The sequence below is a fragment of the Bacteroidales bacterium genome (assembly GCA_035353855.1).
Classification (GTDB): Bacteria; Bacteroidota; Bacteroidia; order Bacteroidales; family CG2-30-32-10; genus DAOQAK01.
In genome coordinates this window covers 1-15930 of record DAOQAK010000072.1, presented here as the reverse complement: position 1 = coordinate 15930, position 15930 = coordinate 1, and the positions used below count along the sequence as shown (strand labels likewise).

Sequence of the window (15930 nt, the reverse complement as noted above, 5' to 3'; positions counted from 1 at the left end):
AATATGCAGATAATTCCTGAAAATAAAGCATCTTCGAATTTTTCAGCAACCCCTACTTATGTTTTAAAAGGCAATTTGGTTCACTTTGCCGCAATGAAAAATCATATAGGGTTTTATCCAACATCATCAGGAATTGCAAATTTCAAAAACGAATTATCTGTTTACAAAAGCGGAAAAGGTTCGGTGCAATTTCCTCTCAACAAGCCGCTGCCACTAAATCTTATTACAAAAATTGTAAAGTTCAGAGTAAAAGAAAATTTGGAAAGAGCTGTTGTAAAAAAGAAATAAGTTTAATTTTGATAATAAAATAAAAACAAAAAATGTATTTCAATCTATTCAATGATTACAAGATTGCTCTACTTTTGTTAAAGTAATAAATAAGTTAGCAAACATAATTAGAAACATTAAATAAAAAAATATGAAAAAAATGAATCTAGCTTTAATCTGTTTGTCATTTATAGCATTGACAACTAATGCACAAATAGTAAATATTCCTGATGCTAACTTTAAAGCAGCTTTAATAGCACCTCCAAATAATGTTGATATAAACCATGACAGTGAGATACAGCTTAGCGAAGCACAAGTGATAACATGGTTAAGACTGAATAATAAATCAATATCAGATTTAACCGGCATAGAGACATTTACTGCATTATATCAATTAGAATGCGACTCCAACCAACTTACCAGTCTCAATGTGACTCAAAATACTGCTTTGTTTGATTTAGAATGTGATTACAATCAACTTACAAGTCTTGATGTAAGCCAAAACACTGCTTTGGCGGGTTTATATTGCTCGTACAATCAACTTACGAGTCTTGATGTAAGTAAAAATATTGCTTTGGAGGCTCTATATTTCTCATCTAATAAACTCACAAGCATTGATGTTACTAATAATACAGCATTGCAGCAATTATGTTGCGCATATGACAGCCTGTTAACAAGCATAATTGGTGCAAATAATAAATCTGCTTTATCTTTGGTAGTTTTTCAATATAACACCCAACTCACAAGTCTTGATGTTAGTAATGATCCTGCATTAACAGATTTATATTGCGATTATAATCAACTCACGAGCATTAATCTTACAAACAATACTGCGCTAAAAACCATACAGTGTCCCGGTAACAAACTTACAAGTATAAATGTTAGTACAAACACAGCATTGGAAAGTTTATTCTGTGATGACAACCAACTCACGAACATTGATGTTTCTAATAATACCGAATTGTGGGGATTATCATGTCCCACGAACCAAATTACGAACCTTGATGTTACCAATAATACTGCGTTATCAACTCTTTGGTGCTACGACAACCCGAATCTATTCGAAATATGTGTTAACAGCACCCAACTAGGACTAACAACTACCGACCCTACTAATTGGACAAAAGACAGCTTCGCTTCATGGAGTACAAATTGTACTACTTCAATTGATGAAAATTTAACTTTACACGCACCTAAGCTATTATATATATTCAACCTTATGGGACAAAAAGTAAACCCAGAGAAAATAGAAAATGGTATTTTTATATATCAATATAATGATGGTAGTATAAGAAAAATAGGCAAATTTGATACTTTTAAATAAATTACGTTTGCTAACATTTTATAATTAAAACCAGACAATGAAAAAAAAGATCCCATTAGAAGTTTTAGAAATTATACAGCCATTTTTAGACAAGAAAGGTTCTAATTTTGAAATTGCTCAACCAAACAATTTCCTATTGTGTTTTAAAGATAAAGATATTGATTCGGATTTTTATTTTAATGTTGAGGAATTTAAGTATGAAAAAGAATTGCAATTTAAAATTGACTGGAAGCCACAACATAAATTAACAACAGCTAATGGTAATATTTGGGTAAAAGGTGGGCAATTAGAAGATCGATTTTCTAATTGGCTTCAGCTTCTTGATGGTTATGACAAAGTAAAATCTGTTTATGATGACCCAATAATTAAAGCATATTCTGATGAATTTTATGCTGAATTTGAAATAATAGATGAAGATGCTGACTCAAGTCCACTTTCGACGAAACAAGTTCTTTTACTTGACTCACACTTAGAAAATATTGAGAATAAGATTGAGGATTTTCAATCTGATTCTAACAAAGAAGAAATCCTGCAAATCAAAAGTGATGTCATAGAACTAAGAAAGATACTGACAAAAAAGTCTAAAAAAATTATCATTAAAAGTCTTTCGAAAATTTGGGGTAAAATTGCAAAGCAAGGAACTAGTTTATTAAAGGAATTCTTGACTGAAGGGAAAAAGCATGTTATAAAACAAGCGATAAATTTTTTATATGATAATGGGATGGATTTGATTCAGAAACAATAAAACGTTTGCTAACTTTATGTTATTTTAAAGGCTCGTGGTTGACGGTGGAGCGATTAGCAACTTATTATTTTATCACAACAGACTCGTCTCTGTCTTCGCATGACAGTCAGCCATTGCAAGAAATACAGTTTCGTTAATAATTATTTTACAACCTTAATCAACAATTATGAACTATAAAATAAGACATGAATTCCATCAGGATAAAGAATATATTCTTGCCACAATCAGGAAAAGATTTTTTGCTTTCCTTATTGACTGGATAGCACTCATTATAATTTATTTTGGTATAATTCTCCTGTTTGCTCTATTCAATATGAACATTACAAAGATCGATGTCCATAGTGCATTTGATGTAGAAATTGAAATAAGCAATACACATTCATATTTCATTACCGTTTTGAAATATATATTGGGACTTTTGCCTGTCATTTATTTTGTGATATTCTTTTATTTCTGCAAAGGACAAACCATTGGGAAATATTTTCTTAGGATAAAGGTACTTTCATTGTACCATGAACATATCGGTTTGTGGCATTGTATCGAACGAAGTTTGGGTTATTATGCATCTGCTGTTGAGTTTGGATTTGGATATATACAAGCTTTTTGGAATCCCAACAGGATGACACTTCATGATAAAATTGGCGAGACAATTGTAATAAATGTAAAAAAATCAAAATAATTACAACTTACAACTTTCGTCTTACTACTTACGACTCCCAGAAATTCAAAAAGGTATCAAGTTATTTTTATTTCATCAAAGCACTCATCTCATCACGCATGACTTTGGCTTCATCAGCGGCTTTAACCGCAAAATCTTCATTTGCCGAAGCATAAAGAATACTGCGCGATGCATTAATTAACAAGCCAATTTCTTTATTCATTCCGTATTTTACCACTTCCTGCAAACTGCCGCCCTGTGCGCCAACACCGGGAACCAGAAGAAAATGATCGGGAACAATTTTACGAATATCGGCCAGCATTTTTGCTTGTGTAGCGCCAACCACGTACATCATATTTTCGGAATTCGCCCACTGCTGCGATCTTTCAAGTACCTGCTCGAATAAACGTTTTCCGTTATTATTGAAAAACTGAAAATCGTTTGCGCCTTTATTCGAAGTCAACGCCAACAGAATAACCCATTTGTTCGGATATTCAAGAAAAGGTTTTACTGAATCTTCGCCCATGTATGGAGCAACCGTTACCGCATCAAAATTCAAAGCATTTTCTTCATTACCAAAAAACGAACGCGCATACATTTTCGAAGTGTTTCCAATATCACCACGCTTGGCATCGGCAATAGTAAAAAATTCTCCCGGAAATTTATTTAAATAACGAATGGTTTTTTCGAAACTCTGCATTCCTTTAATACCAAGGCATTCGTAAAAAGCCAGATTTGGTTTGTATGCAACGGCAAATTCTTTTGTAGCATCAATAATTTGTTTGTTGAATTCAAAAACGGGATCATCAGAATTCAATAAATGCTTAGGCAATTTCTGAACATCAGGGTCGAGACCAACACATAAAAATGATCTTTTCTGATTAATTAATTTTACTAATTCCTGTTTATTCATGATATTATTTTTTTATTCTTTTTACTTTTCCTTATTGTGTCAGTCTTCGATAAACTCAGACTGACAACTCAACTAGATTATCAAAAAACGCTGGGTCATATTGAGTTCATCGAAATAGTGCGAAGGAAAAAAGTAAAGTGATTCATTATTATTTTTCTTTTTTCTTGGTCAGTCTTCGATAAACTCTGACTGACTAATTATTTTCATCAAAACACATAACTCTTATTCTCCTGCAGCTTTAAGCCTTTCAGCATTTTCAGCAAGCTGTAATGCATCGATCATATCCTGGATTTCACCACCCATATAAGCAGGAAGGTTGTGAGTAGAAACACCAATACGATGGTCGGTAACACGGCTTTGCGGATAATTATAAGTACGGATCTTTGCCGAGCGATCACCTGTAGAAACCATTGTTTTGCGCTTCTTCGAAATTTCATCAAGATATTTTTGATATTCCATTTCATATAATCGTGAACGTAAAACCTTCATTGCTTTATCCAGGTTTTTTATTTGCGATTTTTCATCCTGGCACGAAACAACAATTCCTGTTGGGATATGTGTAAGACGTATCGCGGAATAGGTTGTATTTACTGATTGTCCGCCGGGACCCGAAGAACAGAATGTATCTTTACGAATATCCGAAACCTTCAGGTCCACATCAAACTCATCTGCTTCGGGCAACACCACTACCGATGCTGCTGAAGTATGAACCCTGCCCTGCGTTTCGGTTTGCGGAACGCGTTGCACACGATGCACACCCGATTCGTATTTCAACTGACCGTAAACATTTTCGCCTGACACGTTAAATATAACTTCCTTATACCCGCCAACAGTGCCTTCGGTACATTCAACCAACTCCACTTTCCATTTTTTTATTTCGCAGAAACGTGTGTACATACGGTAAAGGTCGCCTGCAAAAATACTGGCTTCATCCCCGCCTGTTCCCGCGCGAATTTCCATGATCGCATTCTTCCCATCCTGCGGGTCAGCAGGAATAAGCATTACACGAATCTCCTCCTCTAATGAATCTTTTCTTTCTATTAATTCATCCAATTCTGCTTTTGCCATTTCGCGAAACTCTTCATCTTTTTCTTTTGAAAGGATCTCTTTCGATGAAGTAATATTGTCCAATACAAGTTTGTATTCTTTATAAGCATCAATAATAGGTTGTAATTCTTTATAATCTTTACTGAGCTTAATATACCGCTTCATATCCGACATAACTTCAGGATCGGCAATTTGACAACCGATCTCTTCCCATCTTTTATATATGGCATCTAATTTATCTAGCATAACTTTAATTTATTTTAATATTCAAACTTTCCAAACTCACTGGTAATCGTAAGTTTTTTTCCTTTATATTTTTCGCAGTGTCCAACAATTTTTGCATCTACTCCAAATGATTTACTGATGTTGATTATTTCTGATGCAAAATCTTTTTTAATGTATATTTCAAAACGATAACCCATGTTAAACACCTTGTACATCTCTTCCCACGGGGTTTTCGATTCTTTCTGAATCAACCTGAACAATGGAGGAACATCAAACAAATCATTTTTTACGACATGCAAATTCTCAACAAAGTTAAGCACTTTTGTTTGCGCTCCCCCCGAACAATGAACCATACCATGAATTTCATTGCGATATTTTTCAAGAATTTTTTTCACAACAGGTGCATATGTACGCGTTGGAGATAACACCAGTTTCCCTGCATTCACACCTGCTTCGCCAATAATGTCAATCAACTTCCGTGAACCGGAATAAACAAATTCGTCAGGAATAGCATCATCAAAACTTTCGGGATATTTTTTTGCATACAGTTTGGAAAACACATCATGACGCGCTGAAGTCAATCCATTGCTTCCCATACCTCCATTGTAACTATCTTCATAATTGGCTTTACCAAAAGAAGCTAATCCAACAATAACATCATCTTCGGAAATATTAGAATTATCAATCACTTCAGAACGTTTCATTCTGCATGCAACGGTTGAGTCGACAATAATGGTACGAACCAAATCGCCTACATCAGCCGTCTCTCCGCCTGTTGAATAAATTCCTATTCCAAAGCTTCTGAGTTTTTCGAGAAAAGATTCGGTACCCGAAATAATTTCTGAAATAACTTCACCGGGAATTAAATTTTTATTTCTCCCGATTGTTGATGATAAAAGAATATTATCGGTGGCACCAACACAAAGCAGATCATCGGTGTTCATCACAATGGCATCCTGTGCAATTCCGCGCCATACGCTTAAATCGCCGGTTTCTTTCCAATAGATATAAGCAAGCGAAGACTTTGTTCCTGCGCCATCAGCATGCATCACCACACAATATTCACTATCCGCACCAAGAAAATCGGGAATAATTTTGCAAAATGCATTTGGAAATAAACCCTTGTCGAGCCCGGCAATAGCTTTGTGCACATCTTCTTTCGATGCTGAAACTCCGCGCTTATTATATTTTAATTCATTCATTGTTTTAAAATCAAAAAAAGCGTCCCGATTGTAAATCGGGACGCTTTTTAAATATTTAAACTAAGCTATTTATTTTTAGTTCCGGTATTATTAGTTGTATTAGTTTTTTTATTCTGTGGTACTGTTGAATTTTTCTTGTTGTCAGCAGGTACAGCTTTATCATTTTTTTCATTTTTATCCTGAGGAGTAACTTTATTATTTTCTGGTTGTTGTTCTTTTATTTCCTCATTATCCGATGGTTCATTTCCGGTTTTAATATCAATTACAGGAGCCACTTTACTTGAATCAGGTACAGCTTTAGGTACATAATCATCACGCAATACTCTGAATTCAGTACGCCTGTTCAACTGGTGAGCTGATTCAAATTTCTGTTCATCTTTAGCCAGGTCGTTAATATAAGCCTCATTCAATGTTGTTCCTTTAGTGAATAACAATGGTGTAGTAAGTTTAACTACCTGTCCGCCTTTCACGTATTCCACAACAGTGATATCTTTTGTAAGTGTTCGGGGAACTCTTTTACCGTAACCATGAGGTACAACCCGGTCAGAAGCAATACCTTGAGAAATCAGGTAATCAACAACTGATTTAGCACGTTTGTATGATAACGAATCGTTGTATTCATCGGAACCACGGGCATCAGTATGAGAACCCAATTCAATAACCAAATTTTCATTGCCTTTCATTGTTGAAATCAAATCGTTAAGTGAATCCTGGTACTGTGGTTTTAAATCCCATTTATTGAATTCATAACGAATTTCGGGAAGAACAATCGGAGTTGGCGGAATAGGAATTAAACAAAAATCGCGAATAAATTCTTTACTTCTTTCTAAGCCAACTGTGCTTTCTTTTCCTTTTGCTCCAAAATAAGATTTTGCCTCTACTTTAATTTCGTATGAAGTATTTGCAAGGAATTGTGTTTTTTCAAATTTAAAAGAACCTGTTGCATCACTAGTGTCAGTAATAATAGTTCCATCGGAGCCTGATAAAGTAATTATCACACCTTTGATTTTTTCTTTGGGAGAAGTTTTACTGCTATCGTTGCAAATTGTTCCCTGGAGTGTAAATACTAAAGGAGGTTGATAGAATGAATAAATATCATCACTTCCTTTTCCACCTTTACGGTTTGAAGTGAAAAAACCTTTATCTAAATTACCTTCAAAAATAATTGCAAAATCATCACCTGAAGAATTAAGAGGAAATTTCATATTTTCTGGAGTTCCGAATTTATCACCAACTTTTTCCGCTTTAAAAATATCAAGTCCGCCCATTCCCAATAAACCATTTGAGGAAAAATACAAAGTACCGTTATCACGAATATAAGGATACATTTCATTGTCTTCTGTATTGATATTGTTTCCAAGGTTAACCGGTTTATCCCAGGGTTTGGTTTTCTTAGTGCGTTTAATCACCCATATATCTTTACCTCCAAAACCACCTTCCATATCTGAAGAAAAATATAATGAAAGTTCATCACTGGATATTGAAGGATGACCGTATGTAAAGCTGTCAGGCCCTAAAGGTAACACTTCAGGAAGATCCCATTCATTACCTTTTTTCTTAGCAACATAAATCTGGCACCTGATTTCTTTTTTCTTTTCAACACCACAACGGGTAAAATACATTTCATTGCATTTATCATTCAGGCAAGCTGCGCCTTCATTGAACTTAGTGTTTATGCTTTCACCAAAAGCAGCAGGAGTACTCCATGTTCCTTTTTTATCCTGTGCTGAAAGATAAATATCGCTGAAATTTTGCCCGGTCCATACATCATAATCATTTCCTGTTGCACCTTCGCGTGTTGAAGTAAAAACAATCTGTTTATACTTTTTATCATAGTATGAAGGTGCAAAATCCATGTCTTTTGTATTGAACTGTTTTGCATTTTCAACTTCAATACGCGTTGGATTATCCTTCCACTGCTGTGCTAATGCACAGGATTCAGCACCTTTAGCGCCACGTGGATCGGAAGGATCAAGATCTTTATAAACATTATACTGCACTATAGCCTCATCATATTTTTCATTTGCTTTCAGCATATCAGCATAGTAAAGTGTAGCTAATTTATCCGGGTATTTAATTCCGATAGCTTTTTTGTACCATATTTCAGCTTGTTTTGTATCATTAGAAAAACGATAGCACTCTGCTGATTGAAAAATAATACGGGCTTTTTCTGCTTTATTCTTTTTAACTTTTGAATATGCCTTTTTATACAGGCTGACAGCTTCATAGTATTGTTTATATTTAAAAGCATTATCAGCATCCTGAGCCCAGTTTTTTTGCGAAAATAAATTTGTTGCAAATAAAACGGAAACAATGAAAGTTGTAAAAAATAGCCTTCTAATTTTCATAGTAATTTGTTTAAGTTCACTAAAACGTTGCTAAAATAAAGAAAATATTTTCAAGAAAAAAAATAAATTCACCAACTTTGAATATATTTTTTTACTCTTCCTGACTTAACTGAATTTAATAATGTTCTAATCCTCTTATAATCCTGTATGTTTTTATATTTTACTTCTTCTGATTCTGAACAGAATTATTTTAATTTAAAATTCAACCTAACTAATAAAACAATTAAATTTTAACTTTCCCTATATCAGAAATTCATTTTATGAAATATTTTATCCTACAGGTTTATTATTATCGGGTTTATTTTGATTCCCGTTTTTATTAGAATTTTTATCTTCTTCAAATTCTTTTTTTATCGGACCAATTGTATTATTTACTTCATCGCGAAAACCATCAGTTGTCTTTTTTATATCATTTAAACCTTTTGCAATTTTCCTTGCTATTTCAGGTATTTTATTTGGTCCGAATAATAAAAAAACCGCCAAAAGGACTAATATCAACTCGCCACCGCTGACATCCTGAAAAAGTAATAAAACATAAAGCAGGTTATTCATACAACAAAAATAAATAAAAAAGCCCTGTAAAAAACAGGGCTATGTAAGTATTTTATTTAACCAGCTGAGCTTCTTTTTTAGCTTTTCGCCTTTCGAGCCATTTGATGGTATCATAAGCTATAGGTGTTGCATTCAATACTGATGAATATGTACCTACTGCTACACCAAGTAATAATGCGAAACAGAATCCCCTGATCACTTCACCACCGAATATGAACATTGCAAGCAATACCATGAATGTAATACCGGAGGTAATCAATGTACGGCTTAATGTGCTATTAATTGCATCATTCATATTTTGTTTTAAATCACGTTTAGGATAAAGTGCTTGAAATTCACGAATTCTATCAAAGATAATTACCGAGTCCATGATGGAATAACCAATGATTGTTAAAATAGCTGCAATAAAATGCTGATCGATTTCAAGGGTGAAAGGTAATACGCCATAAAACAACGAGAATGCCGTAACTACAATAAATGTATCATGGAAAAGAGACATTACTCCACCAAAACCCCATTGCCATTTTTTAAAGCGGAATGCAATGTAAATAAATATAATCAACAGGGAGAAGAATACTGCTAAATATGCTTTCTTCAATAAACTATAAGCAATCATTGGCTCAACTTTTTGTGAACTGAGTTTACCAATTACTTTACCCTCCTCGTGGGTCATAAATTCATCTTCGGAAATTTTGGTATTAAAATAAGGAAGAAGTCCACTGAAAAGTTTTGATTCCACAATAGAATCAGCTTTAGTGGTCTTATCCTCGATCATGTATGCGGTAGTTATTTTCACCTGGTTATTTCCACCGAAAGTCTTCACTTCAGGTTCATCACCAAATACTTTTCCCAATGAGGTCCTGATCTCATTTGTTTTCACATCTTGATCAAAGCGTACTACATAAGTTCTTCCTCCAAGAAAATCTATACCATAACTTAATCCCCTTGTAGAAAGTGAAACAATTCCAATAAGGATAAGGGTACCTGATATAATGTAATATGTTTTACGTATTCCAATAAAATCAACATTTACATTGGTAAGAATATTCTTTGTTGCTTTACTCCATACCGTAACTTCCATATTTTTATCCATCATCCAAATGAAAACAAGACGAGTTATAAATATCGCACAGAATAACGAACTGATGATACCAATAATCAAGGTGGTAGCAAAGCCCTGGATTGGTCCTGAACCAAATACATAAAGTACAATACCTGTAAGTAAAGTGGTAACATTACTGTCAATAATTGATGAATAAGCATGTTTATAACCATCGTTTACAGCAAGCCTAATCCCCTTACCTGCTCTTATTTCTTCACGGATACGTTCATAGATAATAACGTTTTTATCAACGTCCATACCTAATGTAAGTACAAGACCTGCAATACCCGGCAATGTAAGAACTGCGCCCAGTGATGCTAATATACCGAACACAAAGAACATGTTTACAAACAATGCGATATCAGCAACCATTCCAGCTTTATGATAATAAAAGATCATAAATAATAATGTAACTAAAAATGCTGCTATAAACGACCATAATCCTGAATTAATAGCTTCACTACCAAGTGTAGGTCCAACAATATTTTCTTCAACAATTTTTGCAGGAGCCGGAAGTTTACCTGCCTTTAAAACGTTAGCAAGGTCTTTTCCTTCTTCTATTGTGAAATTACCTGAAATCTGGGAATGTCCATTAGGGATTTCACCATTAACAACAGGTGCTGAATAAACATAATTATCAAGAACAATTGCAATGCACTTTCCTACATTATCTCCGGTTAACCTTTTCCATATCGCTGCACCTTCTGAATTCATTGACATAGATACAACAACTTTATTTGTATTCTGGTCCATATCCTGGCTGGCATTAGTAATCACAGAACCATCAAGCGCTGCATTACCATCACGGTCATCTATTCTGATAGCCACTAAATACAACATCGTTTTCTTTTCATCAAAAGGTTTTACCTCCCAAAGAAATTTTACATCATTTTTAAAAAGGTTTCTTTCGTATGCAAGTGCTAACATTTTATTAACTTTAGGCGTATCTATTACCGCACAATAACCTACATTAGGACCTTTACCAAGGTACATTTTCCCATCTTCGCCTTTTTGAATATTTCGTTGTAAATAAGCAAATAATGGATGTTCTTTTGCATATTCTTCAAAAGATTTTTTATCAGCAAGATTCTTGCTTCCTGTAGTATCTTTCTTTAGTTTATTAACCAGTGAGGTCGTATCTGTTTTTGAATTATTTTTAGCAGTATCTTTTTTTAATGCCAACTCTTTTTTTGCATTTTTTAAGGTATCCGTTAAAGTAGTATCCAAAGCAGTTTTAGTAGTATCGGTTCCTTTTAATATATCTACTAATTTGGTATCGGCAGCTTCCAGCTGGCTATATACATCCGTAACTTCCCATGTTCTCCAGAATTCAAGTTTTGCAGTTCCCTGTAAAAGTTTTCTGACACGTTTAGGATCTTTAACACCAGGTAGTTCAACTAATATCCGACCGGCTGTTCCCAGTTTCTGAATGTTTGGCTGTGTAACTCCGAATTTATCGATACGGGTACGAAGAATATTGAAAGTACGGTCAATTGCACCATCCGTTTCTTCTTTAATTATTTTAAGTACATCTTCATTGGTTGAATTATAATTTATCTTATCTTTCAACTCAACCGTGTTAAATATTGAGGATAGTTTAAAACCCGGGTCAATTTCCTTAATGGCTTCACCAAAAAGAGTAACATAATCTTTGGTACTCGATTTTTCCATTTCTGAAGCTTTATCAAGGGCTTTAACAAAAACAGGACTTTTATTGTTATTTGACATTTCGCGGATAACATCCACAACTGAAATTTCAAGGGTTACGTTCATACCCCCTTTAAGGTCAAGACCAAGATTGATTTCTCTGTCTTTACATTTTTTATATGTATATATCCAAAGCCATACTACTTCATTTTGCATGGAATCGAGATAATATTCTTCCTTGTCCTTAACTAACGAATCATAAATGATTTTTTCCTTGATTGCATCGCCTTTGGCTAATTGTTTTGCCTGTGCCGATACGATATCGGAAGTTGCATATTCTTTAGCTTTACTTTCAGTACGGTTGGTGAAGAAAGTAAACGACAATTGAAAAAGACAAACTAGTGCAAATGCAATTGCAAACAATTTAATAGCACCTTTATTCTGCATAACTTTAAAATTATATGAACTTTAAGATTAAAAAATTAGGGTGCAAAATTAGAATATAAATTGATATAAACCAATTTTCTTCATTTTTTCAAAAAAATTATTACACAACAGGTTAACCCAAATGCTTTTACATCATTAGGAAGCAAATAAAGTAAAATATAAAACCATTATTTTAGGGATTCCTTTGGAGTATCTCTTAAAAGGCTATAATTCGGTTTGGCTTCTTTATAACCAAAAATAAAATTTATTCCAAAATGAACATTTGCTGTTCGTGCACCTTCAGGGTCAAAAAGGCAATAAATATTATCTGTAGCAACATAAGTTTGCCATGGACCAAGGTTAAACGCCATGGCAAAACCAAGGTTCATATAGCTTCTGTTCATCACAGAGTAACTGACACCAGCACTTAACATATTTCCAAACCATTTGTTATACGAAGCCGTGAATGAAGGATAAAGGCGCTTATTAAAAAAATCGCCCCGCATTAATAACCCAACTTTGTCGTGTTTGGTAATAGTATAAATTGCTGTCAGATATATTTTGGTTGGCAAAGGGGCCTTATAACTATTTTTAGTAGTAGAAACATTGAAAATATCAGCAATGGAATCCATTGCCTCATTAAAATTCTCCTTGACAATAGAATCATCTTTCCCAAAAAAATCATTGAAATCAATACCATAAAATACAAAATCCTGAACATTGCTGGAATAATTCCTTACACTAGATCCGCCACCCGTCTGCCATTTGATATAGCCCAAATCAACAATACTTGCACCGAAAGAAAAGCTACTGTTCAATTTATAAAAAACACCCAGGTCAATACCGAATCCTTTATTTGAATTATTGGTAAAAAAATCTACTGGATTGAAATTAAAATCTTCATTAATCGTATCCTTCCCATTAATACTATCAATATTCATTGCTAATGTATCGGGGACACACATATTTACCTGGAAACCGGTATTGGTTGTATGGGCATAATCATTATCGTCAATGCCAATAGTAAGGTCGTTTTTTTGAGTATAAACATTCATTAATCCTCTGAGCATTTTTATTCTTCCGCCAAAAACAAAATTCTGATTTTTAATTCGTACATCATGCATATAACCTATGGATATTTCATGGTAAGCCGCAGCGTTAATATTTATTCCGCTCAGGTCCATTGTTTCACCAATAAATTGACTGTTTCCTTTCCATAATAATGAAATTAAATCTTTCGGGTACCCTACACGGGAAGTAATTTTTTCGGATAAACTGAAACTGAAATAGCTTTTCCTGGCTTTGAAACCAAATGCCAAAATTTCTTCCGAAACATTGGCTGAAACATAATTAGTATTTGCAAGTTTGCCGATCATGTTATCCATGCGAAGTTCCAGTGAGTCATCAGCACGCCTTTGAATTAAATGACGATAAGCAAAACCGTTATGTGCCAATCCTCCATAAACAGAAGAAAGTGCAGGAAAGCCTATATAGAATTTTGCTTTAGGCTTAAATGCAGGATTGGTATACGCCGATTGCGGAATTACCGGCAAAAGATGAATCATATTATCCTGTTGCGAAAAACTTTGCTGATTATATCCTGCTATAAGAATAAATATAATGATACATTTTACAGATATTATTTTTATGACTTTCATATGCTTAATCATTGTTAGAAGGAACAACAGTAGTTTTAATTTGAGCCTGAATACCAATTTTAATATCAATATTATAATCGGAATACATTTTTATAATCGTATTTCCGCTATTGGCTGTTTCGAGTTTTGAATAAATATATATTTTCTTTACATTGATCATATTCATCAAACGGTCGTGGCTAATTTTATCTGTTGTAAGTTTATGAGTGGGTGAAACTACTTTATAATCGGGAGCCGGTCCTATCACTCCGGAAGTGATAACCTGTTCTTCCGGAACTAATAGTGAATCGATTTTTTTCTCCAAAGAATCAACAAAATATATTTGCATGGTTGCATCTAAAGGAAAGCCATTTAAGGTATTCACCCTGAATATTAGCCAATCTATTTTCTCAATATCTTCGCTCAAACTAAAATCAACAGTATCCTGAAGTGCATAATCAGAAACAGAACCATGAAAAGGTATTTCCACTTCTACATCAAGCGAAATTTTACTGGTATCAATAACAAAATTTTTATCTGTCAGAGGATTATTCGGAAGAGGATTTGCCTGAGCATTAGCAATGCATGAAAAATATTGTGGTGAAATATTTACAGCCTGCCGTATATTTGAATTTGTTGAATCCAATGTAAATATCGTTTCTTTACTTTGTCCTATTTCGGAATACGAGGGATAATTAATTTGCCAGGGATATGGATTTACAAATGGCGTAACAAGAACTGTATTTGAAGAAGACATTGCAGCCAGAGTGTTTATTGTAAAATTTATCGGCAAGCCTAAAGAATTATTTAAATATAGCCTGACTTTAGGATCAGCAAGATATATTGACCCTGACAACGTATTATTAAAAATACTTACATCAACAGAATCCTGGTTAAAGTCTAAATCTATCGTGCCCATGAATCCAAAAATCATATTAAATCCGATATCAGTAAATGACTCTCCCATATTTAAATTATATGGAGAGTAATCAGAATTATTATCGCCATATACGGTTAAATCATAATTTATATTAATATTATTTCCCGAACTAAATGTTAATTTATATCCACTTAAATCAAAATTATTATGGATTGTTACAGGTAATGATCCCGTATAGTTATAGTTAATTATTTTTTTAAAGCTTTGCCCATTTTTTAATAAGCCAGGAATATTAACATTAATTTTTAAATTATGATTAACATCCCCATTTATATTAAAATCAAGCACTCCCGATTTAATGAATATACTGTCAAATCTTTCACCATTCGATGAATTAAAAGTATAAGCCGTTGTATAAGTTGGCATTATTAAACTATCTCCTGCCGGAATTGAAACAGTTGAAAAATTAATAGAAGTATTTATTGTTTGATTCGGGATATCAATTAATTCATCAATCTTTTTAGAAAATACCGTTGTCCGGTATATTAATGTAAGAAAGTTATTTGCATCCTCATGGATCAGTTGATTTGACGCCAGTAGATCATCCATTGTCAGGCTGGTATGAATAATCGGAGCCACTAAATTGGGCGAATATTCAAAACTGGCCATTTTCTTAAAATCAAAATCATCTTTTTTAATACATGACTGTTGCACCAGCACAGTCATTAATATTAAGAACAGTGAAAATACTTTTTCCTTAACCGGAAAATTGTTTTTCCAAGAATAAATTTTTCTCATAATAATGATTTAAAAAAATAAAGCATAAATATATAATAAAAGAAACGAAAATGCAAGAAATACTTTTTTTACAATTTTAATTCATCCATTTAACTTCTGATAACTATACTAATGCTGAACAAAAATAGAAAAAATAATTAACAACCCAATGGTTAAAAA

12 protein-coding genes are annotated in these 15930 nt (G+C 33.5%); 4 read left to right on the top strand and 8 right to left on the bottom strand.

What is annotated here, in order from left to right; genetic code table 11:
- The 4 genes from PKK00_14355 to PKK00_14340 form a co-directional block, all read left to right on the top strand.
- A partial coding sequence (locus PKK00_14355; GenBank protein ID HNW99585.1) for a hypothetical protein occupies positions 1 to 288 on the top strand: 288 nt, incomplete at its 5' end.
- 139 nt (positions 289 to 427) lie between these two features.
- Positions 428 to 1591, top strand: coding sequence for a hypothetical protein (locus PKK00_14350; protein ID HNW99584.1), 1164 nt, complete (start codon positions 428 to 430; stop codon positions 1589 to 1591).
- Positions 1592 to 1628: 37 nt separating this feature from the next.
- Positions 1629 to 2336: a hypothetical protein gene (locus PKK00_14345; protein HNW99583.1), complete on the top strand. Its 708-nt coding sequence runs from the start codon at positions 1629 to 1631 to the stop codon at positions 2334 to 2336.
- A 166-nt stretch (positions 2337 to 2502) separates the two neighbouring features.
- A complete protein-coding gene (locus tag PKK00_14340) occupies positions 2503 to 3015 on the top strand; it encodes an RDD family protein (GenBank protein HNW99582.1) in 513 nt (170 codons plus the stop codon).
- A gap of 67 nt (positions 3016 to 3082) precedes the next feature.
- Here the strand turns inward: PKK00_14340 and pyrF are convergent, their stop codons facing one another.
- The 8 genes from pyrF to PKK00_14300 form a co-directional block, all read right to left on the bottom strand.
- A complete protein-coding gene (gene pyrF / locus PKK00_14335; protein ID HNW99581.1) occupies positions 3083 to 3907 on the bottom strand; it encodes an orotidine-5'-phosphate decarboxylase in 825 nt (274 codons plus the stop codon).
- 222 nt (positions 3908 to 4129) lie between these two features.
- Complete coding sequence (prfA, locus tag PKK00_14330) at positions 4130 to 5200, bottom strand: peptide chain release factor 1 (protein ID HNW99580.1); 1071 nt, start codon at positions 5198 to 5200, stop codon at positions 4130 to 4132.
- 14 nt (positions 5201 to 5214) lie between these two features.
- Complete coding sequence (locus PKK00_14325) at positions 5215 to 6381, bottom strand: AIR synthase-related protein (GenBank protein ID HNW99579.1); 1167 nt, start codon at positions 6379 to 6381, stop codon at positions 5215 to 5217.
- Positions 6382 to 6446: 65 nt separating this feature from the next.
- Positions 6447 to 8729, bottom strand: a complete 2283-nt coding sequence (locus tag PKK00_14320) for an OmpA family protein (GenBank protein ID HNW99578.1) — start codon at positions 8727 to 8729, stop codon at positions 6447 to 6449.
- 270 nt (positions 8730 to 8999) lie between these two features.
- Entirely contained in the window at positions 9000 to 9281 is a 282-nt protein-coding gene (locus PKK00_14315; protein ID HNW99577.1) for a twin-arginine translocase TatA/TatE family subunit, read from the bottom strand.
- A 52-nt stretch (positions 9282 to 9333) separates the two neighbouring features.
- Complete coding sequence (gene secDF / locus PKK00_14310; GenBank protein ID HNW99576.1) at positions 9334 to 12477, bottom strand: protein translocase subunit SecDF; 3144 nt, start codon at positions 12475 to 12477, stop codon at positions 9334 to 9336.
- Positions 12478 to 12644: 167 nt separating this feature from the next.
- The gene (locus PKK00_14305) at positions 12645 to 14114 is read right to left on the bottom strand and encodes a DUF5723 family protein (protein ID HNW99575.1); all 1470 of its coding nucleotides are present in this window, start codon (positions 14112 to 14114) and stop codon (positions 12645 to 12647) included.
- A 4-nt stretch (positions 14115 to 14118) separates the two neighbouring features.
- On the bottom strand, positions 14119 to 15771 hold the full coding sequence (locus tag PKK00_14300) for a hypothetical protein (GenBank protein ID HNW99574.1): 1653 nt from the start codon (positions 15769 to 15771) through the stop codon (positions 14119 to 14121).
- Positions 15772 to 15930: the final 159 nt, after the last annotated feature.